Origin of the sequence: Cupriavidus sp. Met-2 (assembly GCF_049843575.1) — a bacterium.
GTDB classification, from domain to species: Bacteria; Pseudomonadota; Gammaproteobacteria; order Burkholderiales; family Burkholderiaceae; genus Cupriavidus; species Cupriavidus metallidurans.
Genome location: NZ_JBBHZL010000007.1, coordinates 207838 through 233956, shown reverse-complemented (window position 1 = coordinate 233956; position 26119 = coordinate 207838). Strand labels below are relative to the sequence as shown.

The window sequence follows — 26119 nt, the reverse complement described above, 5'->3', positions numbered from 1 at the left end:
TACGATATGCCGCATATCGAATCCAGGCCCAGGAGGGCTGTTGCGCATGAACGACGAACAGAAGCGCGCCGAAGAAGCGCAAGCCATGGAGCGTGTGGTCAATGCCACGCGCCAGGTTCAGGTGGCGTTTACCGCCCTGCTGAGCCAGTATCCCCCGCAGGGCGCCGGCAAGCCGTCGAAGCTTGCGCTGCAAACCTTCGACGCAGCCCTGCAGGGTCTTGAAGACGCTCAGGCCGCCTTCGACGAGATCCTCAACGACCTGCTCGACGGCAACCGCTGACGCGCCTCATTCCAGCGTGAATCGCGCCTCGCGCACCGAAGCCGAATCCAGGCCGATCTGAAGATTGAAATCGCCCGGTTCGGCCACGTACTCAAGGCGCGCGTTATAGAACTTGAGCGTGTCCTCGGTGACGGGGAATTCGATCGCGCGCGATTCGCCGGGCGCGAGCAACACCTTGCGGAATCCCTTGAGTTCCTTGACCGGACGCACGACCGATGCGGTCACGTCCTGCACGTAGAACTGCACTACCGTTTCCCCTGCGTACTTGCCGGTGTTCTTCACGGTCACGCTGGCGTTGATCGTCCCGTTGCGGGCCAGTTTCGGGCTCGACAGCCGGATTTCGGACACGCTGAACGTGGTGTAGCTCAGGCCGTAGCCGAACGGGTAGAGCGGGCCGGATTCTTCCTCGAAGTACTGCGATGTGTAGTTGGCTGGCTTGCCTGGCGTGAACGGCCGGCCAATGCGCAGGTGGTTGTAATAGGTCGGAATCTGGCCGATCGAGCGCGGGAACGAGACCGGCAGCTTGCCCGACGGATTCTCGTCTCCGAATAGCACGTCCGCGATCGCGTGACCGCCTTCGGTACCGGCGTACCAGGTCTCGAGCATCGCGTCAGCGTTGTCCTTCTCCCAATTGACTGTCAGGGGGCGGCCGTTCATCAGTACCACCACCAGCGGCTTGCCGGTGGTCTTCAGTGCCTTGAGCAGTGCCTCCTGGCTGCCCGGCAGTGACAGGCTCGTGCGGCTCGAGGCCTCATGGGACATGCCGCGCGACTCGCCCACGGCCACGACGATCGCGTCGGCATCGCGTGCCGTGCGTACCGCCTCGTCGATCATCTCTCCCGGCGAGCGCTTGTCCTGCACCACCTCGGGGCTGTCCCAGTTCAGGAAGTTCAGATAGCCGACCACGCGGGCGTCGTCGGTCACGTTGGCGCCGCGCGCGTAAATCACCTCGCCCTTGCCGGCCAGCGCGTCGCGCATACCCTGCAGCAGCGAGACCGATTGACGAGGCTTGCCCGCAGCGGACCAACTACCCAGGATGTCGATCTGCGCGTCGGCCAGCGGGCCGATCACGGCTACCTTGCCTGACTTGCGCAGCGGCAGCGTCTGGTTGCGGTTTTCCAGCAGCACGATCGACTTGCGGGCGGCCTCGCGTGCTTCGGCACGGTGCAGGCGGCTCTCCGCATCGACATCGGCCGGGTCCTGCGCCGCGACGCCGATACGGCGGAACGGGTCGGCGAACAGGCCCATGTCGTACTTCGCGCCAAGCACCTCACGCACGGCATCGTCGATCAGCGCTACCGGCACGGCACCCGATTTCACGAGGGTCGGCAGTTGTTCCAGATAGCGCGTGTCCGCCATGCTGATGTCGACGCCGGCTTCGATGGCCAGCTTAGCCGCCTCGCGGCCGTTGCTGGCCACGCCGTGGCGCAGCAGTTCGTCGATCGCGCCGTGGTCGCTGACGGTGACGCCCTTGAAGCCCCATTCCTTGCGCAGCAGGTCACGCAGCAGCCATCTGTTGGACGTGGCGGGTTGGCCGTTGATTGAATTCAGCGCGATCATCACGCCGCCGGCCCCCGCGTCCAGACCGGCGCGGTAGGGCGGCAGGTAGTCCTGGTACATGCGCTGCAGGCTCATGTCCACGGTGTTGTAGTCACGCCCACCCTCTACCGCACCGTACAGCGCGAAATGCTTGACGAAGGCCATCAGGCTGTCGGCATTGGCCGGAGACGTGCCCTGGAAGCCCTTGACGCTTGCGCGCGCGCATTGCGATACCAGATACGGGTCCTCGCCGAATCCTTCCGAGGTGCGGCCCCAGCGCGGATCGCGCGAGATGTCGACCATCGGCGCGAACGTGGCGTCGATGCCATCTGCTGCGGCTTCCACGGCTGAAATCCGCGCGGTCTTTTCCACCAGACCCATGTCCCAGCTCGACGCCAGGCCAAGGCTGATCGGGAACACGGTGCGATGGCCGTGGACCACGTCGTAGGCGAAGAACATCGGAATCTTCAGCCGGCTCTGCATGACTGCCGCATCCTGCAGCGGACGGTTTTCCGCTTGCGTGATGGAGTTGAACGTGCCGCCCACGCGGCCTGCCGCAATCTCTTTGATGAGCTGCGGCTGCGGCATCTCGGGCCCGATGCTGATCAGGCGGAGCTGGCCGATCTTCTCGTCGAGCGTCATCCGGCCGATCAGATCGGCGATGAGCGCCTGCTTGTCGGACTTGCCGGTGGCTTGGATGTCCGCCGCGTAGGCTGACGATACGGAAGTTGGCGCAATCAAGGGCGCGCAGGCAAGGCCAGCCGCGAGGGCCAGCGTGGAAAGCATTCGCATGTTGCTTTTGTCTCTGATGGGCGGATTGCAGTAGCCTCGTCCGGCAATGATGCGGCACGGAGGATGAGCCGGCTGTCGCCATGTGTCTGACAGGCTAGTCAGGCGAAATGGGTTATTTTTGTGAACTGCGCCGCAAGTCTACAGCCTTATACGCCATACACTGGCAATCTTGTGGCCTTTGATCGATGTCTGTACCTGGAGGGTTTTGTGGTTCTTGCCGTCTTTGCCGCGTCTTTGCGTAACAGGATGAAACTTCTCTTGCCGGGGCTTGCGTTTGCCGGGTGCCTTGTCGGCGTGTCGCCGGCCGCCCATGCCTTTTCGCTCGACGACGTGACCGCGCGTGCCAAGAAACTGGCGGAGCAGCCCTATGCGGCGCCAGTCAGCAACCTGCCGCCGGTGTTCGCCCAGATGCAGTTCGCCGATTACATCAAGATCCAGCCTAAGCTGGATCATCTGGCCTGGAACGATCAGGGCACACCATTCCGCCTGGGCTTCTATCACCAGGGCATGCAATTCCGCTCGCCGGTCCGCATCAGCGAAATCGCCGGCGGCAAGGTCCAGGAGATTCGCTACGACGCAAGCCGCTTCGACTTCGGCGATCTGAAGTTGGACCGCGCGGCGACGAACAAGCTGGGCTATGCCGGCTTCCGCGTGCTGTATCCGGTCAACCGGCCCGACAAGCTCGATGAAGTCATGAGCGTGCTTGGCGCCAGCTATTTCCGAGTGATCGGCAAGGGGCAGGTTTATGGCCTGTCGAGCCGTGGCCTGGCCATCAATACGGGTCTGTCCGAGCCCGAGGAATTCCCGGCTTTCCGCGAGTTCTGGATCGAGCGGCCGAACCCGCAAGACAAGCGCGTCGTGTTCTATGCGCTGCTCGATTCGAAGAGCGCCACGGGCGCCTATCGCTTCGAACTCCATCCGGCCGAGGATGCGACGCTCAAGGTGCAGGCACGCGTCTTCATGCGTGGCCCGGTGACGAAGGTTGGCATCGCCCCGCTGACCAGCATGTTCCTGTTCGGCCCGAACCAGCAGCGTGACGCCAACAATTTCCGCCCGGCGTTGCACGATTCGAATGGCTTGGCCATCCATACTGGCGACGGGGAATGGCTGTGGCGTCCGCTGAACAACCCGAAGCACGTGGCGCTGAGCACGTTCGCAGTCAACAACCCGCGCGGCTTTGGCCTGTTGCAGCGCGGGCGGGAGTTCTCTGCCTATGAAGACCTGAAGGACCGCTACGATCTGCGCCCGAGCGCGTGGATCGAGCCGCAGGGTGACTGGGGCAAGGGCAAGGTCGAACTGGTGGAGATTCCCACGCCCGACGAGACCAACGACAACATTGTCGCGTTCTGGACGCCGGACCAGTTGCCGCCAAAGGGGCAGCCGATTCGCGCCGACTACACGATGCACTGGACCATGGACGAGCGCGCGATCTTCGCGAAGGACCTTGCATGGGTCAAGCAGACGATGCGGACCGCGGGCGAGATCACGCAGGCCAACCTGATTCGCCATCTCGACGGCAGTCTTGGATTCGTGATCGACTTCGAAGGCCCGGTGCTGGCGAATCTGCCGCCGAACACGCAGGTGCAGCCGTCGTTCAGCGTCAGCGACAACGCGGAGGTGATCGAGAACGTGATCCAGCCGAATCCCGTGACCAAGGGCTATCGTGTGACGCTGCGCATCAAGGTCAAGGACCCGAAGAAGGTGGTGGAAATGCGCGAGGCGCTGGTATCGAACGGCAAGGTGCTTAGCGAGACCTGGAGCTACCAGATTCCGCCCGACACGGTGAATCAGGTGGTGTCGGGGCAGACGGTGCGCTAGGCGTACCCGGTGTCAGCGGCGGCCCATCTGTGCCCGCAATGGTTTGAGCAGATGGGCCAGGCCGTTGTGGTCAAGCTCATGCATCAGTGCCAGCAGACGGCCGATTTCCCCCGGAGGAAAGCCCTCCCGGGCGAACCAGTTCAGGTAGTTGCCCGGCAGGTCGGCGATCAGTGTGCCCTTGTGCTTGCCGAAGGGCATTTCGCGTGTCACGAGCAGGAGTAGGGATTCGCTGTCCGGCAACATGATGGCGATCTCCGGGAATGGTCGAGCGCGCATTGTAGCGCCGGCAGCGGCCTGCCAGCCTTGCCAGGCCGCTCTACCTGTCTCCCGTGGCCCAGTCGATCGCAGCATCGAATAGCTTGATACCCGCGCCGGACAGGTTCGTGAACGTATCGTTGCCGAGGAAGAACATCACGCGACGGGCGGGCGCGAGCGACTCGTAGTCCATCGTTGCCCCTTTCTCGTAGGTGAAGATCACCGCCTTCTCGGGTTGCCCGTAGAGCGTGGCGATGATGCTGGCACCGAGTCCGGGCTTGCCCCAATTCATCGCCGCCTGTTTCCGATACACGTTCGTGGCGCCAGCCGGCAGCCCTGCCGCGACCGGATGCGGGGCGTTGACCAGCCACACGAAGCGCTCGCGCCGGGATTCGCCGTAGTCGGTGTCCAGACGCTTGCCTGTCATGGCCAGATCGTCCAGCAAGTCGTTCTCCCAGGTCAGCAGCGGCACCGCCAATTCGCGCCAGCCCGCGCTGACCTGCTTGGCGGAGATCGTTGACGACAGGATCACGAGGCGGACGTCACCTGCGTTCGATGCCGGGGTGTCCTGGTTCAGCATCCTGACGGTGAATCCGCGTCCTTCCAGGTGGATACGGATATTCTGGTCGACGTCGGCATTCGGCCCATTGGATTGCATGACAAGCGCGATGGTGCCGCGCGAAGCGGTGGTCGCAAGGGTGTTGGACGTCATGCCGCAGGTGGCGAGCATGACGCCGATTGTCAGCGCGCGGCGGAGCAGGGAAACTGGCATCGTGAATCCTTAGAACTCGAAAGTGGTCAGCAACGTGACCTGACGTGGGTTGCCAACGGCGACCGCATACTGGTTGACCGCCGACGGGTAGTACACGCGGTTGAACAGGTTCTTGACGTTGAGCTGCATACGCATCTTTTGTCCGCTGACCCGCGTTTCGTAGGTGGCGAAGGCATCGAACACCGTATAGGCTGGCAGCCAGAAACTGTTGGCCGAATCGCCGGGACGATTGCCGACGTAGTGCGCGCCACCGCCGAGCCGGAGGCGGTCACCCCCGAATATCTCGCCGAAGTCGTAGACCGCCGACAACGCGGCCGTGTGCTGTGCAACGTTCCAGAGCCGGTTGCCGGCGTACTTGGGGTCTTCAGTGGTCTTGGCGTCGATATAGGCGTAGCTCGCGATCACGTTCCAGCGCAGGCCGATCTGGCCAGTTACGTCGAGTTCCACGCCGCTCGATCGTGCGCGCCCCGATGTGCGCCAGTCGGTCAGTCCGGTGGTCGGGTTGAACTGCGAGACGAGCACGTTGCGCTTGTCGATGTTGAACAGCGCCAGCGTGCCGCTCACCCCGCTGGCCAGATCGACCTTGCCACCGAGTTCCCAGGATTGGGCCTGTTCCGGGGCGATCGACGCGTCGATCACCGCGCCGCCGCTGAGCGGTGCGATCGTCGAATTCGGCTTCAGCGATTGGGTATAGCTACCGTAGAGGGAAAGCGCCGGCGTCCATTTGTAGACGATGCCGGCGCGCGGCAGCCACTTCTGGTCCGAGATATTCGTGTTCGTGACGAACGGTCGGCCGCGTCCGGCTACCTGGCTGTAGCTCAGGTAGCGTGCGCCGCCGACCAGGATCCATTTGTCCGTCAGGTACAGGCTGTCCTGGAAGAACAGCGACGTGGCGTGCAGGGTGTCGGTCTGGTCGCTGTCGCTCGCTGAGATCGTGGTTGATGGAACCTCGCGGCCATAGACCGGGTTCCAGAAATTGAATGGTGCGGTGGCCTTCTGGCGCAACATGTTCTGTCGATAGATACGACGGTATTCGCTGTCCATGCCCATCTGCAGTTCGTTGCGCAAGCCGGCGACGCGGAAATTGCCGCTGACGTACGCCACGCCGTAGCTGTCGGTGCTCAACGCGCCGTCCGTGCCATCGTTGCGGCGAGTGACGGCGCCGGTGACGGGGTTAATCCTGGTATTGCGCAACTGTCCGGCGTCATAGCCTTCGCGGTTGTAGCTATAGGCGAAATGGGCCCGCCAGTCCGTATGGAACTGATGGTCGACGGTCAGTTGCGCGAGGTGCGATTCGCCATGCATTTCATTGAGCGGATCGTCGATGCGCCGGCGGCTTGGAATCGGTAGTGGTTCCATCGTGCGCGGATCAAGTGCCGTGCCGCGATCGAATGGATAGAGAAACTTGCGGTACTCGTACGACAGATTGACCTGGGTATCCTGGCCATACCAGGCTATCGAAGGTGCGATCAACGTCTCGCGGTGCTCGCCGAAATTGCGCCAGTACGATTCGTCGACGTAGTCGGCCACCAGCCGGTAGGCCAGTCCGGTGGTGCCAATGCCGCCCGTGGTGTCGATCGTGCCGCCCGCGCCGTTCTTGCCGTGACCGTAGGTCGTGCCCAACAGCGAAAGCGAGGTGGAACGCTGCAGCGACGGGCGTTTGCTGACGATGTTGATCACGCCGCCTGGATCCATGATGCCGTAGAGCAGTGACGCAGGTCCCTTGAGTACCTCGACGCTATCGGCATTAGCGTTGAGACTGCGGCCTTGTACCAGCGGCATGCCATTGCGCATGATGGAGCCGTCGCGGTTGTTGCCAAAGCCGCGTTTCATGATGGCGTCCATCGTGCCGGCCAGCGTGTTGCCCTGCGTGATGCCGCTGATGTTGTTGACGGCGTCGTCGAGGTTGCGTGGTCGTTGGTCGGCCATGACCTGCGCCGGCACGACATTGACGGCCTGCGGGGTATCCATCAACGGTACGTCCGACCGAAGCACCGATGTGGTGGGTGGCGCGCGATAGTTCTCGGCATCGGCACTGACCGTGACGGGCGGCAGCGCGGCCACGTGGCCATCGGTGGCAGGCTGGCCCTCGGCATGGGTGACTTTGCGTGCCAGCACGTAGCTGCCGTTGGCCTGTGCTGATGCGGCGAGGCCGGTGCCTTGCAGGATCGTATCGAGTCCGTCGTGCACACTGTACTGGCCTCGGAGGCCCGGACTCTGGTGGTTGGCGGCCTGTTCGGGCGTGAATGCCAGCAGGATGCCGGCTTCGCGGCCAAAGCGGTTCAGCGTGGGCTGCAACGGCCCAGCAGGAATGTCATAGGTGCGAAGCGGTGACATGGTCTGTGCGGTCGTGCCCTGCGCGATGACATCGATCGCCGATAGGGCGCCGGCGCCGTACAGGGCGGCCAGCAGGATCGTGTTTTTCAGAACAGCGGTGGAGCGGCGGCGCGGCAGCGCCAGGATTCGGGATGGCATGGATTCGACTGCGGGAGAGGCGTGAAAGTAGGTCTCATCTCCTATGTCACGCGAGAATCCAGAACAGACCACTCCTTGGCGGAAAAAAACGAAACGTCAGGCGGGAAGGACCGTTGTCCAGTAGCGCGTCAGGAAATGGATGCGCACGGGGAGGGCGGTGCGAAGGGCATCGAGGATGCGATCGGTATCGGCTACTGGAAAGGTGCCGGACACGCGCAGATCGGCCACGTCCGGGGCGCAGCGCAGCCGCCCGGGTCGGTAACGGTCGACCTCGGCGAGGAAATCCGCCAGGCGCATGTCCGTGGCGACGATCATGCCGTCGGTCCAGGCGGTATCGCTCTCGGGCAGCGGCGTGGGCGCACCGACGCTCGCCGGGGTGAATCGTGCCTGCTTGCCCGCGGCGATGATGCGTCCGCCAGTAGGGTCCGCCTGTGGCTGAACCGCGACGGCGCCTTCGGTGACGGCGATCCAGCCGGCGTCACCCGATACGCGCACCGCGAACCGGGTGCCCATTGGGCGTAGCGTGGCCGAGGCGGTTGCGACGATGAATGGGCGCGCTGGCCAGTGTCGATCCGGGGCTGTCTGGACATGGATCTCGCCGCGTCGCAGGACAACACGCCGCTCGGTGGCCGTGAAGGTGATATCGATGGCGGTATCGGAATTGAGTCTGATCTGCGTGCCGTCCGCGAGCGACAGAAGACGTTGCTCACCCACGGCCGTACTTACATCGGCCAGCCAGTCCTGCAATGGCGCGTGATCTCGCGCAGCCCATGCTGCCGCGCCGCCGGTGAAGGCAACCACCAGCGCCTGGACGGCCCGGCGGCGACTCGCGGAGCGCGGCGTAGTCAGCGCCGCGTGCGCGACGGCCGTGGTCAGTGGCGACGCGACGTCGCGCAGCCGCGCATTCACTGCCTCGATCCGCGCCCAGGCGCGCGCGTGGTCGGGATGCTGAGAGAGCCAATGGCGCCACGCGGCGTGGGATGCCCCATCCGTTTCACCGCCTTGCAGCGTTACCAACCATTCCACTGCGGCGAGTGCCACGTGCGGTGGTATCCCCAGATCTTGCGCGCTCATGCGAGGGACATCGCGAAATAGCACTTTGTGCCGGCGCGAACCAGATAGCGCTTGACCGTCGTCACCGAGATTCGCAAGGCGGAAGCAATATCGGCCTGGCTCTGGCCTTCGAGCTGCGCCATCAGGAACGCGCGCTTGACCACCACAGGCAATCCGTCGAGCCGTTCAGCGATGTCGTTGAGGGTTTCCAGCAGGATCGCGCGTTCTTCCTCGGAAGGAGCCAGTGCGGCCGGCCGGCTGGCGAGGGCTTCCAGATACGCCTGCTCGAGCTTCTCGCGTCGCCACTGGTTGGCCAGCACCCGTTGGGCGACGGTCGTCAGGAACGCGCGGGGTTCGGCGATCGCCAGGGCTTCCTCACGCGCCAGCAGACGCATGAAGGTGTCATGTGCGAGATCGGCTGAGCGGTGCCAGCAGCCGATCTTCCGATGCAGCCAGCCGAGCAGCCAGCGATGGTGGCAGCTGTAGAGCGCTTGGATATCGTGATGTGGGCCAGCGTCGGCGGCCATCGTCCATTCCTTGTCGCCCGATGGGCCGGCTGAGGTTAGATTGTTTGTAAATGAGAATCGTTATTGTATGGATTGCCGCGAAGCCATGCAATGCTCGGAGTGGTGTAGCTACCACGCCGAGCGCCTGGTTGCGCCTGGGGGCACAGCAGGTGAATCGAAAGAGATGATTAAGGCGCTCGCGGGTGCTATCAAGGCCGGTGCTTCAGGGTGACGGGATGGCGTGCCATCGTGTGGCAATCATTCCTGTCCGTAACGGCCGGGCGCGGCATTGAGAAACACGTCGATGGGCTCGGGCGGTGCCCACAGGTATCCCTGGCCGATATCGCACCCGAGTGCGTGAAGCGCCGCGCACTGCGCAGGCGTTTCCACGCCTTCGGCTACGCACTCCATGCTGAGATCCTTGGCCAGCCGGATGATGCTGCGGCAAATCGTGGCGCGCTGGTTTCCGGCCAGCATCTGGCTGACAAATGACTTGTCCACCTTCATCTGCGTGAATGGAAGGTCCGCCAGCAGTTTCAGCGTGGCAATGCCGATACCGAAGTCGTCGATGGCAATGCGGTAGCCGAGCAGCCGCAGGCGGTTGAGCGCAATGCCGAGCGCGAAAGGATCCCGGACGGTGGTTTCCTCGGTCAATTCGAGTGTCAGCCGTGCGCGCGGCACGCCGCTTGCGGCGACCACGCTTTCGAGCCGCTCCACGAGGCCAGGTCGGCAGAGCGTCTGCGCCGACGCATTGACACTGATTGGCACGGCAACGCCGGCCTTGGCCAGAAGAATCAGAGCCGCAAGGCACCGGTCGATCGCGGTGAGGAAGATCACATCGGCGGCGTCCAGCGCTTCGAGCTGGGGGATGAAGAGCGTGGGCGGTATCAGGCCCAGTCTCGGATGCTGCCAGCGGCAAAGCGCTTCCGCACCAGCAAGGCGACCGGTCGCAATGTGAAACTGTGGCTGGAGCATGAAGACGAGCGCGTCCGGGTGGCTGGTCAGATCACGCAACTCGTCGTCGGTTGGCCCGTTGTGGTTCGCAATGTTCAGCACGCTCTTGCTGGTTGCGACCTCTTCCAGGATGGCCTGAAGCGTTATCAAATTCAGCGGCTTGGCCAGCGCGTACACGCGCGGGAAAATGTGCTCGCTGGCGAAGGCGCGATGCGAATCGAGGATGTCTGGTGCCAGACTGCTGGTCCATGCCCAAGTCGGCGGTGTGCCAAAGAACGCGTGCTCGCGATCGCGGGTCAGCCGCGCCATCAGTTCCGGTCCGTTGCAGTTGGGCATATCAATGTCGCAGAGGACCAGGTCGAACGCCTGTTCGCGCAATGCCTGTTCCGCCTCGCGCCCGTCTGCCGCCGCATGGGTATTCATGGCACCCAGCCGGTGGAGCAAGTGGCCCGCTACCGCACGCTGGAACGGATGGTCTTCGACGATCAGGACTCGCAGGGCTTCGAATTGGGCGGGCATGGGGCTTTCTGCGATGGCAGGTGGAGAGCGAAGTACTTGAATTCTACGGAGCTTTATGAGAAAGGACAGGCCATATTGGTAGGGGCAACGCCATTCGATCCGAGGTTTCTCGGCGAAGATGCAGAGGTTTCTCCACGGCACTCGGGGGTGATTTGTCCATGCTTGAGCGGAGATGAAAGCAAAGGGATGCGCAGGATGAAAACAATAGGACTGATTGGCGGCATGAGCTGGGAGTCGTCGGCCGAGTACTACCGGCTGATCAACCAGGGGATGAAGGCCCGCCTGGGCGGACACAGGAATGCCCGTAGCGTCATGGTCACTGTCTGCTTCGAAGAGGTCAAAACGTTACAGCACGCGGAGCGATGGGAGGACTTGGGAAGCCAGATGCAGCAGGCGGCACGCCAGGTCGAAGCCGGCGGCGCCGATTTTGTCGTGCTTTGCACGAACACAATGCACAAGCTGGCCCCCGCTATTGAAGCGGTGCTCGAAGTGCCCTTCCTGCATATCGTCGACCCGACCGCGGACGCGCTGCGCCGTGCCGGTATCGAACGGGTCGGCCTGCTCGGCACGCGATTTACCATGGAGCAGGATTTTTACCGCGCCCGAATGGAACAGCGCCATGGTATCCAGGTTGTGATACCGGATCAGGATGACCGTACGCTTGTGCACGACGTCATCTACGACGAGCTTTGTCACGGCGTCGTGCGGAGTGAATCGCGCGCAGTCTATCAGCGCATCATTGAATCGCTGAAAGCCGGTGGTGCGCAGGGCGTGATTCTCGGCTGCACGGAAATCACGTTGCTGATCAAGCCCGAGGATTCGGCATTGCCGACATTCGATACCACCGAGCTACATGCCATGGCAGCGGTGGCGCTTGCAGCCGGGGAGGTGGCCAGGTGGCCTGAGGCGCTTCTGCCCGGATAGATGCGACGCTCCAAGATGGACTTGTCGCCCGGATTCGAACGTTCTCTATGTTGTTGCGTCAGGGGGCGTTTTATTCTCGGGCCTGTCCGCGCCGAATGGCGTGGACATCGCTGGTTCGAGGAGTGACTCCCCGGAGCCATGTTTCCCTTGCCTCAAGTTGTCCTGCGACTTGAGGCATTTTCTTGCCCTGAGCGCCGCAAGGCAGGGCGGCTTGTATCGCTTGTGCGTGATGCTTGCCGCTTGCGGCTATCAGTCCAATATTCGGACAACTGCGATGGAGGGGGCCGGGTCCTTGTGGCACTCTGTGCAGCCTTAACGTATGCGGATGTACGTTTGTCATTCGAAATCGTCGGGGTTGCATTGTTGAAAATACTTGCCTCAAATTGGAGAAACCGTTGGCTGGCGTCCGTGTTCCTGTTTTTGGCCTGGTCTCCTGCTATGGCAGCCTGGTGTACCTCGACGTCACCAGTGGCTACCTTGAATATTAATCTTGGCACTGTTTCTGAAGCTACCGCCGACCGTATGCCAGTTGGATCGGTGATTTACACCGTGTCTGGCGACTGGGATGCCTACGGCGGTCATAATGCGGGCTGGTGCCAAAATCTTCCGGCTGGGAATCTAAGCCCTATCGGAAATCTCCGGGTCAAGACAAAAGTCTATTTCTCGATGCTAGGCACCCCGGTGCAAGGGTATTGGAATGATGTTTACCCCACGAATTTGGCGGGCGTTGGCGTGCGGATCTATATCTGGAATCCGAGTTCGTATTACGGCACACCCACCAGAGCGACCGCTATCCCACTGTCGTTCACCGCAGACTTGCAGAATTCCCTGCCATCCATGCGACCCGCATATGGCACAGGCGGTCTGCGAGTACGCGTGGAAGTCATCAAGACAGCGCCAAATTGGCAGGCGGGATCACTTCGATATGTTGGGGGCCAGTTGCGAGTGACCGCAGCCGATAACGCAAGCAACAGCGTGACTCTCACGCAAGTCAGCATCATGGGAACAATGAATACGCGTTCCTGCTCGGTTGCCGCGGGCTCCCGGAATGTAAGCGTCAATATGCGAGAGGTTGCCTATCCAAACGGGTTCAGTGGGCGTCAGGCAGGTGCTTACGGACCCACGATACCGTTCCGGATTACTATGAATTGCGTTTCTGGCCCGAGAACATCTATCCAGTTCGACCCAGTGACGGCGATAGCCGGAAAGCCCGATATCCTTGGCCTCACACCTAACTCATCGAATGCCTCGGGCATAGGCGTGCAATTGCTGAGTTCGGTTGGAGTACCGCTGCAACTGCGGACGCCGGTGCTGCTGACAGCGCGGGCGCCAGATGGTGCAAGTACCTACAGTTTTGGTGGACGATATATTTTGACTGGCGAGCCTGTAAGAGGCGGGCGAGCGGATGCAACTTCGATCTTCACCATGATGTACGAGTAGGGTACGAGCACTGAGTATCTGATTGTCTGGTCATGAACAGAGCGTGTTGTACATCTTGGGTGCAATCGCTCCGAGGGTCCGCTTGGGCCCGTTGAATGGACCTGGTGATTCGTGGTCCCCGCGCTTGTCAGTCTCTTATGCCTACGCGGCAGTTCATATCCGCCTTGCCGGGGAGCGTTAACTGTGCGTCCGGCCCCTTGTCCCAGAACACTGCTTCCCCATTAGCGGTCGTGGCCGTATAGCGTGCGCCTGAAGCAGCAGGCGTTTGCGTCAGTACCAGTTGTTGATCGAGCCAGCGCAGATAGGCGAACCCCGGCTCTGTCTGTACGAATGTGCCGGCAATCACGGCTTTGACGTCTGGGCAGCGGATATCGAACGGGCCGCGGCTGATGCCCTTGTCGTCCTGCGTGCGAGCACCAGCATAGGCGTGGCGCAGCTCGTGGATGCGCTCCAGATAGCTGGCAGCGACGCAGACCCCGGCATCGCTGGCTTTCCAGCAGTCGTTGCGGCCCTTGATCCAGCCGCGCTGCTCCGCCAGGAGCGTTTTCTTCTGTGGGGCCGGCAATGATCGGGCGTCGAGCGCCATTCCGTAGAGCCGGGTGGTTTCTCGATCGAGTCGTGCCAACGTATCGTCCTTGCAGATCAATTGCTCCACCTGTCCTTTGGCGTTCCCGCAATCGAAGCTTGGGCTGGCGGCCATTGCCACGCTGGTGGTGCCAAGCATTGCCAGTGCTACGGTCGGAACGGATAGACGGATGGGCATGGCACGGTCTCCTGAGAATGAAATCAACTGGCGTTGCGATCGATAACGACGAAATGCTTGCGCACGGGCTCGAGCACCTCGAACACGCCCTCGAATCCGGCGGGAATCACACAGGCGTCGCCGGGCCCGAACTCACGGGCCTCGCCGGCCAGGCTGGTAATGCGCAAGCGGCCGCTGATGACGTGGAAGAACTCTTCCTTGCCGGCGGGGAAAGCGATGCGCCACGCGCCTGGCTCGCACGCCCAGATGCCACAGTCGAAGTCGCCCTGGGTGGCGCTGTAGTGCGTCCAGGTGGTGCGATCAGGGTTGCCTTTCACGAGTCGGTCCGGCCGCGGATTGTCGTGGCTCGGCGCCGGACGGCCCAGGAAGTCGGTCAAGGTTGGCAGAGAGGGTTGAGTCGTGGAGTTCACAGCGGAAGCGATAAAGACGGCGTTGAAACTGTAAGTGTAGTCTCATGGCCGGCTGCTTCCTTGACTCAGCACCGTGCCGCCTGGCATCGCCCGCGGAGTAAGCGTGGGCATAAAGCGAGAACCCGTCGCACGGACGGCACGTCGCTGAAGGGGTTCAGGATTCGGACGCCGGTGTTCGCGAAGTCCCGGACGTTGCGCGTTACGACTGTCAGTCCGTGCACGAGCGCTGTGGCAGCGATCAGTTTATCGAGTGAGTTTTGCGTGTCGGGCACGCTCAGATGGCCCCAGAGTTCGACGATTTGCGCATCGATGCCGAGGATGTTGTGGGTATGGCGCCGGTGTACCGTCAGCACCCAGTCATCCAGGACCTGGCATTGCTTGTGGTCCCCGCGGAAGCGCTTGAGCTCCACGCCGCGTCGCAGTTCTTCAAGTGTGATGACCGAGAGAAATATCTCGCGACCGTTGGCGGCGGCATCCTCAAAAAATTCGAGCACGCCCGGGTTCGCCCGGGCGCTCTTGCGTTGCTCGCTGATGATGTTGGTGTCGACCAGATACATGCTCGGTCGCTCCGCTCACTGGACCCGCGCGAAATCCCATTCATCGCTGGCGTCGCCGGGAGGAATTGCCAGGATTAGCGCGGCAAGGGATCTGGATTGCGCGACTGCTGGATTCGAGGGCTGGTCCTGCGCTTCGACGGGGCATTGACCATCTGTCGCCCGGTTGAGGCATTGCGTGTCGGGGTGGTGTGTCATCTCCATGGTGGACCTCCTTGCTGAGTCGTTGAAGAGGTCGCCATCGTGCACCATGGCGGGGTGGAAAGTTGTGTCCGTCTGTGCCGAGAGGTTTGAGGTTTGATACAGGGCAATCGAGTCGGCCCTTGTCGGCAGAAGCGGTGCCGCAAAAGAAAATACCCCGGCGCGCGGGATCGCCGGGGCAGCAAGAGTTGCCAAGTCGTTTCAGGGTCGTGTCGACTGACCCCCGGCAAGTGTGCATCCAGAGTAGCTTGCGGACCAATAACTCACTTGAGTTATTGGTCATGAGTGGTCACTTCATGCGTGGGGGAATGGATCGGGAGGCGCAAGGTCCAACCGTGCCAGGACATTGGCGACAGCCTGGGCAATGCTGCCACCATGGGCTGGCATGACGATGTGGGCAATTTCCCGGTACAGCGGGTCGCGTTCGCAAAACAGCGCCTCGAGCCGCGCGCGCGGATTGTCGGTCTGCAGCAGCGGACGGTTGCGGTTGCGCCGCGTGCGGCGCCAGATCTCGGGCAGCGAGGCGTCGAGGTAGACCACTTGGCCGCGCGCACGCAGCATGGCGCGGTTCTCCGGACGCAGTACCGCGCCCCCGCCGGTGGCCAGCACGATCCCGCTGCGCTGCGTCAGTTCATCCAGGACGCGCGACTCGCGCTGGCGGAAGCCTTCCTCGCCCTCGAGCTCGAAGATCGTGGCGATCCGCACACCGCAGCGCGTCTCGATCTCGTGGTCGGTGTCGAAGAACGGGCGGCCGAGCTCGTGCGCCACGGCGCGCCCGATCGTCGTCTTGCCGGCGCCCATGAAGCCGATGAAGAAGAGATTGTCTCCGGAGGTTTGCTGATCCAAGATCGCGCGCTGGACACTGGTACCTCCGAACGGTAGCACGTATGGGGCAACTTCACCGGCGCCTGGGCGGCGCCGGCCGGTCTCAGTGCCCGGACACCATGGCTCCGCCAGTGTCGACGGGGGCCGCGCCCCGGGCGCCCACATGCTTGGCGACCAGCGCGGCAGTGGCGGCGAACGCGGGGATCGCCAGCAGCGTGAAGATGACGTCGAAGCCCAGATGCAGGCGCAACAGTTCGGCGCCGAGCAGTGCGCCGGTGATGCCGCCGAATCGTCCGATGCCGAGCATCCATGCCACGCCGGTGGCGCGGCCTTGCGTCGGATAGAACGCGGCGGCCAGCGACGGCATCGACGACTGCGCCCCATTCATCGCGGTGCCGGCCAGGAAGATCAACACGCCCAGCACCACCTGATCGCCGCTGGCGACCTGGCCCACGGCATAGATCAGCACGCCGGTCAGGGCGTAGGTCATGGCGATGACCTTGTTCGGATTGAAGCGGTCCATGAACCAGCCAGCCGCGATGGTGCCGATGCCGCCGCCAAGTGGGAACAGGGCGGTCAGGAAGGACGCACGCTGCAGTGAGAAACCGGCGTCTTTCATCAGCGTCGGCATCCAGCTCGTCAGCAGGTAGAAGATCACCAGTCCCATGAAGTAGGTAAGCCACAGCATGGTCGAGCCCAGTCGATAGCGCGGCGCCAGCACAGTGCCGATGGCCGACGACGACGCGGGCGCGGCCTCGCTGATCGTGAAGACGCCTGCGCCATCCACTCGGGCGCCGGTCACGCGCGCCAGCACCTGCCGGATCTGGTCGGCGGGGTACTGGCGCACGACCATATAGCGGACCGACTCCGGCAGCGTAGTCACCAGCACCACCGCAAGTACCAGCGGCACTACGCCACCGAAGACCAGCACGCTATGCCAGCCGAACTGCGGGATGATCGCCGCCGCGAAGAAGCCGCCGGCGGCCGAGCCCAGCGGGAAGCCGCAGAACATCGTGTTGACCAGTACCGCGCGGCGGCGCGCTGGCGCGTACTCGGACATCAGCGTTACCGCGTTGGGCATGGCGGCGCCCAGGCCGAGGCCGGTCAGGAATCGCAAGACAGTTAGCCACCAGATCGTCGGCGCAAATGCCGTGGCAAGACTGCAGGCACCGAAGAAGAACACGGACAGCACCAGCACCTTCTTGCGGCCGACGCGATCGGCCATCGGCCCCGCAAAGATCGCGCCGAAGGCCAGGCCGAACAGCGCGGCGCTCATGACGGGGCCAAGTGACGATTTCTCAATGCCCCAATCCTGTACCAGGGCCGGCGCAACGTAGCCCATGGCCGCTGTGTCAAAGCCATCTACGGCGACGATAAGGAAACATAGGGCTAGGATGAGCCATTGATACGCGGAGAAGCGCTGGCTGTCGATGAGCGACTGGACGTCTAGCGTACTGGTCGCTGAGTGCGGGGCATGGGACATGATTGTCTCCGTTTCGGATCTGTCGGCGACCGCTCTCGCATTTCTGACGGGCGTTTGGCGCGGCCGTTTCGCCTTTATTGTTCTAAGGGCGAACCACTGTTCTCAGTAGGAACGGATCATACGCAGCGTTTCGGCGCGCGAAATATCGGCGTAAACCCGCAAGACACGGTTGGCTGGAGCCCGCGTATCCGCCGCGATGCCTCAGCGGAAAAGGGCGCGCGGGGAATGCGGAATATCGGGAAAAAACCGGGCAGGCGGCAGCGAGTGCCGACGGCAACCCTATCGGCTGGCCGCGATGCGGCGGATCGTATCGGCGAATGCTTCGGCCACCGGCTCAAGTGTGCGATCGCTCCGGCGGAGCAATCCGATCGGCTCTTCGGTGCCTTGCGTGTCGACGGACAGCAGCACCAGTTCGCCGGCCGCGACGGCGCGGCGCGTTGCCGAAAGCGGTGCCGCCCAGACGCTGTCGCCTTGCTGTGTCACGAGCCGGCCCAAGTAGCCATCGGCCGTTTCCAGACAGCCGGCCGGCAAGGCGAATCCGTGTCGCGCCAGCAGGCTCTCGGTGCTGTGGCGCGGGATCGAGCCCACCGCCGGCACCACCATCGGCCAGGCCAGCACGTCGCGCATCGTCGGGCGAGCATTGCCGGCAAGCGGATGGCCCGCCCGCACCGCGAGCACCAGTGGTTCGGCTGCGAGGGATTCGAACCACAGCCCCTCCATCGCGCCGGGGTCGTCCATGCGGCCGATCACCACATCGAGCACGTCAGCCTTGAGCAGGTCGATCAGCGTCCGGTTCATGCCGCTTTGCACCGCAAGTCCGACTTCCGGGTGATTCGCGCGGAAGTCGGTCACTGCCTCGAGCAGCAAAGCCGGGACGATGCTCGGCAGCGCACCCACGCGAATACGCTCCTGCCGCGCGGCGTCAGCGCCGGCCAGGCTGTCCGCCACGGCGTCGAGGTCCTCGAGCACGCGCAGCGCCTGGCGCAGAAAGCGCATCCCGGCGGCGGTCAGGTCCGTGCCTGCACGCTGCCGCACCAGCAGCCGGGCACCGACCAGTTCCTCAAGTTCGGTCAGCGTCTTGGAGACGGCCGGCTGTGTCAGGCCGAGGCGCTCCCCGGCCCGGCCCAGATGCTGGGTTTGCGCCACAGCGACGAAGCAGTGCAGATGGCGTAACCGGATCCGGCTGCGGAACGTGTCGATGCGGGCTTCACGTGACGGCGAGCTACCATGCATAACAAAAAATCATTCAAATTGCGGAAAAACTCAATTTACATGACTTATGGCGTTGAATACAGTCGAGCCCATTCACTCACACAACACAACCACGGAGACAGCACGATGCCCCCACGCTCCGCCCGCCCGGACCAGTACCGTCGGCCGTACTGGAACACCCAGCCCGAGTACCGTTTCGATCCGTATGCCTCGACGCAACTCCGCTCGCCGAGCCAGTCGCTGATCGCCTTGCCGCAATCGCTTTCCGAGGTCACCGGCCCGACCTTCGGCCCCGAGTTTGTCCGTGAGGGCGATAACGACCTGACCGTAGGCACCGGTGGCGAGCCGATCGGCGAACGTATCCTGGTGACAGGCCGCGTGCTCGATGAAAACGGCCGCCCGGTGCCGAATGCGCTGATCGAGGTCTGGCAAGCCAACGCCGCCGGCCGTTACGTGCACAAGCGCGACCAGCACGATGCGCCGCTCGACCCGCACTTCTCGGGCCAGGGCCGCACCATCACGGATGCCGACGGCCGCTACCAGTTCAAGACGATCAAGCCCGGCGCCTATCCGTGGCGCAACCACCATAACGCCTGGCGGCCGCAGCACATCCATTTCTCGTTGTTCGGCAACGCGTATGCCACGCGGCTGGTCACGCAGATGTACTTCCCCGGCGATCCGCTGCTGCCGTTCGATCCGATCTTCAACTGCGTGCCGGACGAGAAGGCACGCAATCGGTTGATCTCGACCTTCGACTGGGAAAACACCGCCCCCGAGTACGCGCTCGGCTACCGTTTCGATATCGTGCTGCGCGGCCGCGATGCCACGCCGATGGAGTAAGGCCATGCTGTACGCCACCGCATCCCAGACCGTTGGACCCTACCTGCATATCGGCCTGGCCGGCCTGAACTGCGCCGACCTGACCGCCGACGCGCCCGACCTGGCCGCGCAGCGCATCGTGATCGAAGGCCGCGTTATCGATGGCAACGGCGAGCCTGTGCCCGATGGCATGGTCGAGATCTGGCAAGCCAATCCGGCTGGCCGCTATCGCCATCCGGAAGACAAGCGCGAGCTTGGGCTGGTCCCCGGCTTTACCGGTTTCGGCCGGGTGCCGACCGAGGGCGACGGGTCGTTCCGCTTCGTTACCGTCAAGCCCGGCGCCGTGCCCGACGTGGAAGGCCGCCCACAGGCGCCGCACATCATGGTGTCGGTGTTCATGCGCGGGCTGGTCAAGCACGTCGCCTCGCGCATCTACTTCCCCGAGGAAACCACGGCCAACGCCGCCGACGGCGTGCTGGCGCTGGTGCCGGCCGAGCGTCGCGCCACGCTGATCGCGCAGCCGAATGGCCAGAACAGCTACCGCTGGGACGTCGTGCTGCAAGGCGCGGGCGAGACCGTGTTCTTCGATATCTGATCTGATGCACTGCAAGCAGGGCGCGGGGTTTCCCCCGTGCCCTGCTTTGCATGACAATCGGCGCATTACCACCGGTTTGCCCCCACCGACGATGCCCACGCTTTCTCGCCTGACCGACCCGATGTTCGGCAGTCCCGCCGTGCTCGAGGTCTTCTCCGATACTGGCACCGTACGCCGGATGCTCGATGCCGAGGCCGCGCTCGCGCGTGCCGAAGCGCAGTGCGGCGTGATTCCCGCCACTGCCGCCGCCGTCATTACTGAAGTCTGCGGCAGGGTCGATGTGATCGACCTCGAGGCGCTGGCGCAGGCGGCAGTATCCGCCGGCAATCTCGCCATCCCGTTCGTCAAGCAATTAACTGCAGCCGTCACCCAGCGCGACGCCGACGCTGGCCGCTACGTGCATTGGGGCGCAACCAGCCAGGACATCATCGATACTGCGCTCGTGCTGCAACTGCGCGATGCCCTGCGCGAGATCGTCGTCGATTTGCTGCGCGCGGGGGATGCCTGCGCGACGCTGGCCGCGACCCATCGCGCCACGCCCATGGTGGCACGCACATGGCTGCAACATGCGCTGCCCACCACGTTTGGCTGCAAGGCCGGCGGCTGGCTCGATGCCTTGCGTCGCGATCTGACGCGGCTAGACCACGTTGGGGCGCAGGTCCGCGTGATCCAGTTCGGTGGCGCCGCCGGCACCCTTGCCAGCCTGGGCGATGACGCGCCGGCCGTGGCGGCCCGCTTCGCCGCCGAACTCCAGCTCGATGTGCCCGCGCTGCCGTGGCACGCGCATCGCGATCGTCTGGTCGAAGTGGCCACCGCGCTCGGTATGTTGACCGGCACGCTGGGCAAGATGGCGCGCGATGTCTCGCTGATGATGCAGACCGAGGTTGGTGAGGTAGCCGAGCCATCTGGCCCGGGACGCGGTGGATCGAGCACGATGCCCCACAAGCGCAACCCGGTGGGATGCGCGGCGGTGCTGACCGCGGCGACGCGTGTGCCACCGCTGGTGGCGACGATGCTTGCGGGCATGACACAGGAACATGAGCGTGCGCTCGGTGGCTGGCAGGCCGAATGGGACACGCTGCCGCAGATCGTCACGCTGGCGGCAGGCGCGCTGCGCCAGATGGCAGACGTCGTGTCCGGGCTGCAGGTCGATGAAGCCCGTATGCGCGCGAACCTCGATATCACGCATGGCCTGATCCTCGGTGAGGCAGCCATGCTCGAACTGGGGCGGCGCATCGGCCGGTTGCAGGCTCACCATCTCGTGGAGCAGGCTTCGCGCAGCGCGGTGGCGGAAGACACCACGCTGCGTATCGCGCTGGCCCGCACACTGGCCGAAGATCCGAATCATGCGGGATTGCTCGACGACGCCGCGCTCGACCGCCTGAGCGATCCGGCGCAGTACGCTGGGCAATCCGAACGTTTCGCCGATGCCGCCGTTGCCGCATGGCAGGCGCTACGCGCGAACCCACAGAACTAAGAGAACCAAGACCAGGCCTGACAGGAGACTCCCTTGCCTTACCTCGATCAAGCCGGCGCCCGGCTGTTCTACACCGTCGACGGACCGGAAGACGCACCGGTCATCGTTTTCTCGAACTCGCTCGGCACCGATCACACGATGTGGCAGCCCCAGGCCGACGCGCTGGCTGGCCGTTTTCGCGTGGTGCGCTACGACGTGCGCGGCCACGGCCGATCCACTACGACCGAGACTTCGCTGACCGTGGAGACATTGGGCCGCGACGTGCTGGCCATCCTCGATGCGCTTCACGTTGACAAGGCCGTGTTCTGCGGCCTTTCGATGGGCGGTCTGACGGGCATGTGGCTCGGCGCGTATGCGCCAGAACGCTTCTCGAAGATCGTGCTGGCCAATACCGCGCCGAAGATTGGCACGGCCGAATCCTGGAATACGCGCATCGACGCGGTGATTCGCGATGGCCTGGGCGGCATGGTCGATGCATCGCTGGGCCGCTGGTTCACGCCGACGTTCGTCGCCACGTCCGGACGCGCGCTCGATGATCTGCGTGCCGTGCTGGCGGGGCTCGATCCGCGTGGGTATGCGGCGAGTTGCGCCGCCGTGCGCGATGCCGACCTGCGCGAGGCGGTCAAGACGATGCCGGTACCCGTGCTGGTGATCGCCGGCAGCGACGATCCGTCGACCACCGCGGAAGAGGGCAGGGCACTGGCCGCAGCCATTCCCGGGGCCATCTATGTAGAGCTCCACGCCGCGCATCTCTCGAACCGCGAGCAGCCGGGGCGCTTTACTGCCGCGCTGCTTGACTTCATCAACGGCCGCCTGCCGGTGACGGATGATCAGGCGCGCTACGATGCGGGCCTCGCCGTGCGCCGGGAAGTGCTTGGCAGCGCGCACGTCGACCGTTCGCTGCAACGGCTGACGCCGCTGAACGAGGAATTCCAGAACCTGATCACGCGCTATGCCTGGGGCGAGATCTGGACGCGTGAAGGGCTGCCACGTCATTCGCGCAGCTTGATCACGATCGCGATGATGGTGGCGCTGAACCGTTCCGAGGAACTGAAGCTGCACCTCCGTGCAGCCGCCAACAATGGCGTCACGCGCGACGAGATCAAGGAAGTCCTGTTGCAGACCGCGATCTATTGCGGTGTGCCGGCGGCCAACTCGGCATTCCACATGGCCGGGGAAGTGTTTGCAGAATTGGATCGCGCACGCGGTTGATGCTTAGGCGTCCGCCGCGCCTGCCATATCTGTCGCGTTCAAGGCGTCCTTGATTGCGAACGCTGGCAGGCGGGCGCGGCCCGATTCACGGAATGCGGTGGGCGTCTGCCCGGTCAGCCGCGCGAAGAAGCGCGAGAAGTAGCCTGCGTCCGAGAAGCCGAGTGTCATCGCGATCTGCTTGATGTCGAGATCGCTGAAGAGCAGGTCGCGCTGCGCTTCGGCCAGCACGCGTGCGTGAATGAGCTGCAATGCGCTATGCCCGGCCAGTTGGCGGCAGATGCGGTTGAGCTGCGTCGGGGTGACGCCGATCGCCCCGGCGTAGTACGCGATGTCATTCTGTTCGCGATAGTCGGTCTCCAACAGTTGCTGGAACTGCCGGAAGTGCCGGGCCGGCCGGCTGCCGGCCTGCGTCTTCGCCGGGGCCGACGCCTCGGCGATGCGCGCGATGCCCACCAGCATCAGCGTCAGCAACGCCGATAGCGATGCGCCGCGCCACGGCGATACCGATTCCATCTCCTCCCTGAACAGCGCCAGCGTGCCCGCCAGCGCGTGGCGTCGCGCCACGCGGTCATGCCGTGGGTGCTCGAACAGCGGCACCGTCCCCGGCAAGCCGGCCAGCAACGTGCGCAGGTAGGTGTCGGTCATCGTCACGATGATGCCGTCGACGTCGGGCGCGAACACGAAACCGTGCACGTGGTGCGGTGGCACCGTGATCAGCGACCCGCTTGCAAGTCGTTCCTTGCGGCCCTCCAGCAGGGCCTCCCCACTGCCGCGATGGATGTACAGAAATTGAAGGAAGCGTTCGTGCCGGTGTGGCTTGATCTCCCATGCGTAGAGCTGGCTGCGCGAGGCGATGGACTCGAAATGGAGCTGATCCAGCAGGGGCTCCGAGGAATTTACGCCATAGAGCGAGTAGGTCGGAACGGTTCTCATGGGGGCATATCGGGTGAACCCTGAATGTTCGGATTGTCACTTCGATGGTTCGATCTGTCCATTCCTGCAGGGCGCGCGAGGCTCTATCGTTAGGCCCAACAAACACACACAAACCAGGAGACTCGCCATGGCCCCCAATGGCTCGATCAATTCCCGTTCCACGCGCGTCGCCATCATTGGCGCAGGTCCTGCCGGGCTGCTGCTTGGGCAGTTGCTGACCGTCGCGGGCATTGACAACATCGTCATCGAGCAACGCAGCCCCGAGTATGTTCTCGGCCGCATTCGCGCGGGCATTCTCGAATGCGTGACGGTAGAGGCGCTGAAGCGTGCCGGTGTTGACGGCCGGCTACGTGACGAAGGATTGGTGCACCACGGCATCGAACTGTCGTTCGGCGGCGAGCGCCACCGCATCGACTTCCATGCGCTGATCGGCAGTGACGTTACCGTCTATGGGCAGACCGAGGTCACGCGAGACCTGATGGCCGCGCGTCAGGCGTCGGGCGTGCCGACGGTCTATGAGGCCGAGGATGTTTCGCTGCACGATTTCGACAGCAATCGCCCACGTGTGTGCTATCGCAAGGATGGTGTCGAGCATGAGGTGGTCTGCGATTACATCGCCGGTTGCGATGGATTCCACGGCGTCAGCCGTGCCAGCGTGCCGGAACCGTCGAAGCGCATCTTCGAACGTGTCTATCCTTTCGGCTGGCTTGGGATTCTTTCCGAGACCCCGCCGGTGGCCGACGAACTGATCTACGCCAGCCACGAACGCGGATTTGCGCTGTGCAGCATGAGGTCGAAGACCCGCAGCCGCTACTACGTGCAGGTGCCGTCCACGGAGAAACCCGAGGACTGGTCTGATGCCCGCTTCTGGGACGAACTGCGCCATCGCCTGGACCCGGCCGCGGCAGAGGCGCTGGTCACTGGCCCGAGCATCGAAAAGAGCATCGCCCCGCTGCGCAGCTTCGTGTGCGAGCCGATGCGCTACGGCCGGCTGTTCCTGGCGGGCGATGCGGCGCACATCGTGCCGCCAACAGGCGCCAAGGGCCTGAACCTGGCCGCCAGCGACGTGCTCTACCTGGCCGATGGCCTGATCGCGCACTACCAGCACGACGACTCGCACGAACTGGACATGTACTCGGAGAAGTGCCTGCGCCGCGTCTGGAAGGCGGAGCGTTTCTCGTGGTGGATGACGTCGTTGCTGCACCGATTCCCAGACGCCGACGCGTTTGCGCACCGCATCCAGCAAGCCGAACTCGACTACCTGGTCGGCTCCGAAGTCGCATGCCGTTCGCTCGCGGAAAACTATGTCGGCCTGCCGCGCTGAGTGTGACGAGGGTTTGCGCCCGACGTCCACGTCGGGGCGGTCGCGAACCCATATCAAGGGCTGATAGTCAGCGGGAATGGAGCGGGATCGGCTAAAGTAAGGGTCGCTTTCGCGCGGCGCTTCGGGGCTGCGCGGCGGGCCTTCTCCAACCACCTGAGCCTATTCCATGTCTGAACCTGTAGTCGAACGCGTGCTCCTGACCAATGACGACGGCATCGATGCGCCGGGCCTTGCGGTGCTGGCGGAGGTCGCCGCCACGATCGCGCGCGAAGTCTGGATCGTCGCGCCCGAGCACGATCAAAGCGGCACCTCGCACTCGATCAGCCTGCATGATCCGCTGCGTATCACCGAGCATGGCCCGCGCCGCTTCGGCATCAGCGGTACGCCGGGAGATTGCGTCGTGATGGCAGTACGCCACGTGATGCGCGATACGCCCCCGGACCTGGTGCTGTCCGGCATCAATCGTGGTGGCAATCTCGGTCTCGAAACCGTATTCTCTGGCACCGTCGGCGCAGCCATGACCGGCATGCTGCTGGGCATCCGCTCGATCGCGCTGAGCCAGGTTTTCAAGGATCGCAATGCGGTGAAATGGGGGACGTCCCGGGCGCTGGCAGGTGATGTGATTCGTCGACTGGTGACGGCGGGCTGGAGTGATGACGCGTGCCTGAACGTCAATTTCCCGGACGTTGAAGCCGATGCGGCCGGTCCGCTGACGGTATCGCGGCAGGGCGTCGGGCTGATCAATGCGATCGACGTCCGCGCGCACGTGGACCCGCGCGGCTTCCCCTATCACTGGTTGCAGTTCTCGCGCGGCCCGAGGCCCGATGTGGACGATGCGGAGGCGATGGTGGTGGCGCGTGGCGCGGTGTCGGTGACGCCGCTGCGTTTCGAGCGCACCAGCGAGGAAGCCGCAGTGGCGCTGGCGGACAACCTGATGCGGGCCTGAGTGCGGCACAAAGGTGGAGGGGGAAGTCCGAGGCAGAC

General features: G+C 63.8%; 25 protein-coding genes. 10 read left to right on the top strand and 15 right to left on the bottom strand.

The annotated features are described in order from the left end of the window. Positions 1-46: 46 nt before the first annotated feature. The gene (locus WD006_RS17195) at positions 47-280 is read left to right on the top strand and encodes a hypothetical protein (RefSeq protein WP_011518502.1); all 234 of its coding nucleotides are present in this window, start codon (positions 47-49) and stop codon (positions 278-280) included. A 6-nt stretch (positions 281-286) separates the two neighbouring features. On the opposite strand, the gene bglX is transcribed toward WD006_RS17195, so the two are convergent. Beyond that, positions 287-2605: a beta-glucosidase BglX gene (gene bglX, locus WD006_RS17190; RefSeq protein ID WP_029309315.1), complete on the bottom strand. Its 2319-nt coding sequence runs from the start codon at positions 2603-2605 to the stop codon at positions 287-289. A 252-nt stretch (positions 2606-2857) separates the two neighbouring features. Between bglX and WD006_RS17185 the strand changes: the two genes are divergently transcribed. Further along, on the top strand, positions 2858-4429 hold the full coding sequence (locus tag WD006_RS17185; RefSeq protein ID WP_175582362.1) for a glucan biosynthesis protein G: 1572 nt from the start codon (positions 2858-2860) through the stop codon (positions 4427-4429). A gap of 12 nt (positions 4430-4441) precedes the next feature. Here WD006_RS17185 and WD006_RS17180 read toward each other — a convergent pair whose 3' ends face one another. The 6 genes from WD006_RS17180 to WD006_RS17155 all read right to left on the bottom strand — a co-directional run bounded on the left by WD006_RS17180 (position 4442) and on the right by WD006_RS17155 (position 10963). Beyond that, positions 4442-4672, bottom strand: a complete 231-nt coding sequence (locus WD006_RS17180; RefSeq protein ID WP_008643829.1) for a DUF3820 family protein — start codon at positions 4670-4672, stop codon at positions 4442-4444. Between the two features lie 73 nt (positions 4673-4745). Next, complete coding sequence (locus tag WD006_RS17175) at positions 4746-5456, bottom strand: hypothetical protein (protein ID WP_029309317.1); 711 nt, start codon at positions 5454-5456, stop codon at positions 4746-4748. Between the two features lie 9 nt (positions 5457-5465). Next, a complete protein-coding gene (locus tag WD006_RS17170; RefSeq protein ID WP_029309318.1) occupies positions 5466-7931 on the bottom strand; it encodes a TonB-dependent siderophore receptor in 2466 nt (821 codons plus the stop codon). Positions 7932-8027: 96 nt separating this feature from the next. After that, positions 8028-9005 (bottom strand): FecR domain-containing protein, encoded by a 978-nt coding sequence (locus tag WD006_RS17165; RefSeq protein WP_029309319.1) that lies wholly within the window; start codon positions 9003-9005, stop codon positions 8028-8030. Continuing rightward, entirely contained in the window at positions 9002-9511 is a 510-nt protein-coding gene (locus WD006_RS17160) for a sigma-70 family RNA polymerase sigma factor (protein ID WP_029309320.1), read from the bottom strand. The genes WD006_RS17165 and WD006_RS17160 overlap by 4 nt, the downstream gene beginning before the upstream one ends. A 237-nt stretch (positions 9512-9748) precedes the next feature. Beyond that, complete coding sequence (locus tag WD006_RS17155) at positions 9749-10963, bottom strand: EAL domain-containing response regulator (protein WP_029309321.1); 1215 nt, start codon at positions 10961-10963, stop codon at positions 9749-9751. Positions 10964-11158: 195 nt separating this feature from the next. On the opposite strand from WD006_RS17155, the gene WD006_RS17150 reads away from it, so the two are divergent. Further along, positions 11159-11887, top strand: coding sequence for an aspartate/glutamate racemase family protein (locus WD006_RS17150; protein WP_029309322.1), 729 nt, complete (start codon positions 11159-11161; stop codon positions 11885-11887). Between the two features lie 333 nt (positions 11888-12220). Further along, on the top strand, positions 12221-13327 hold the full coding sequence (locus WD006_RS17145) for a fimbrial protein (protein WP_227874004.1): 1107 nt from the start codon (positions 12221-12223) through the stop codon (positions 13325-13327). A 127-nt stretch (positions 13328-13454) separates the two neighbouring features. Here WD006_RS17145 and WD006_RS17140 read toward each other — a convergent pair whose 3' ends face one another. The 7 genes from WD006_RS17140 to WD006_RS17110 form a co-directional block, all read right to left on the bottom strand. Beyond that, positions 13455-14090: an MliC family protein gene (locus WD006_RS17140; RefSeq protein WP_011518513.1), complete on the bottom strand. Its 636-nt coding sequence runs from the start codon at positions 14088-14090 to the stop codon at positions 13455-13457. Between the two features lie 23 nt (positions 14091-14113). After that, positions 14114-14500 (bottom strand): cupin domain-containing protein, encoded by a 387-nt coding sequence (locus WD006_RS17135; protein ID WP_011518514.1) that lies wholly within the window; start codon positions 14498-14500, stop codon positions 14114-14116. Between the two features lie 65 nt (positions 14501-14565). Beyond that, positions 14566-15057 carry a type II toxin-antitoxin system VapC family toxin gene (locus tag WD006_RS17130; protein WP_425648220.1) on the bottom strand — a complete coding sequence of 164 codons (492 nt, stop codon included), beginning with the start codon at positions 15055-15057 and terminating at the stop codon, positions 14566-14568. A gap of 15 nt (positions 15058-15072) precedes the next feature. Then, the gene (locus WD006_RS17125; RefSeq protein ID WP_011518516.1) at positions 15073-15450 is read right to left on the bottom strand and encodes a hypothetical protein; all 378 of its coding nucleotides are present in this window, start codon (positions 15448-15450) and stop codon (positions 15073-15075) included. 99 nt (positions 15451-15549) lie between these two features. Further along, a complete protein-coding gene (locus WD006_RS17120; protein WP_029309323.1) occupies positions 15550-16056 on the bottom strand; it encodes a shikimate kinase in 507 nt (168 codons plus the stop codon). 127 nt (positions 16057-16183) lie between these two features. Beyond that, entirely contained in the window at positions 16184-17563 is a 1380-nt protein-coding gene (locus WD006_RS17115; RefSeq protein WP_029309324.1) for an aromatic acid/H+ symport family MFS transporter, read from the bottom strand. 279 nt (positions 17564-17842) lie between these two features. Next, on the bottom strand, positions 17843-18796 hold the full coding sequence (locus tag WD006_RS17110) for a LysR substrate-binding domain-containing protein (RefSeq protein WP_029309325.1): 954 nt from the start codon (positions 18794-18796) through the stop codon (positions 17843-17845). 105 nt (positions 18797-18901) lie between these two features. On the opposite strand from WD006_RS17110, the gene pcaH reads away from it, so the two are divergent. The 4 genes from pcaH to pcaD all read left to right on the top strand — a co-directional run bounded on the left by pcaH (position 18902) and on the right by pcaD (position 22878). Then, positions 18902-19615, top strand: a complete 714-nt coding sequence (gene pcaH, locus WD006_RS17105) for a protocatechuate 3,4-dioxygenase subunit beta (protein ID WP_029309326.1) — start codon at positions 18902-18904, stop codon at positions 19613-19615. A gap of 4 nt (positions 19616-19619) precedes the next feature. Beyond that, positions 19620-20189: a protocatechuate 3,4-dioxygenase subunit alpha gene (gene pcaG / locus WD006_RS17100; RefSeq protein WP_011518522.1), complete on the top strand. Its 570-nt coding sequence runs from the start codon at positions 19620-19622 to the stop codon at positions 20187-20189. Positions 20190-20310: 121 nt separating this feature from the next. After that, positions 20311-21666, top strand: coding sequence for a 3-carboxy-cis,cis-muconate cycloisomerase (locus WD006_RS17095; protein WP_051723388.1), 1356 nt, complete (start codon positions 20311-20313; stop codon positions 21664-21666). Between the two features lie 33 nt (positions 21667-21699). Beyond that, positions 21700-22878, top strand: coding sequence for a 3-oxoadipate enol-lactonase (gene pcaD, locus WD006_RS17090; protein ID WP_011518524.1), 1179 nt, complete (start codon positions 21700-21702; stop codon positions 22876-22878). Between the two features lie 3 nt (positions 22879-22881). Here pcaD and WD006_RS17085 read toward each other — a convergent pair whose 3' ends face one another. Then, positions 22882-23811: a helix-turn-helix domain-containing protein gene (locus tag WD006_RS17085; RefSeq protein WP_011518525.1), complete on the bottom strand. Its 930-nt coding sequence runs from the start codon at positions 23809-23811 to the stop codon at positions 22882-22884. Between the two features lie 127 nt (positions 23812-23938). On the opposite strand from WD006_RS17085, the gene pobA reads away from it, so the two are divergent. Together pobA and surE are read left to right on the top strand one after the other, a co-directional pair. After that, entirely contained in the window at positions 23939-25135 is a 1197-nt protein-coding gene (gene pobA / locus WD006_RS17080) for a 4-hydroxybenzoate 3-monooxygenase (RefSeq protein ID WP_029309328.1), read from the top strand. A 166-nt stretch (positions 25136-25301) separates the two neighbouring features. Beyond that, the gene (gene surE, locus WD006_RS17075; RefSeq protein WP_011518527.1) at positions 25302-26081 is read left to right on the top strand and encodes a 5'/3'-nucleotidase SurE; all 780 of its coding nucleotides are present in this window, start codon (positions 25302-25304) and stop codon (positions 26079-26081) included. Positions 26082-26119 lie beyond the last annotated feature (38 nt).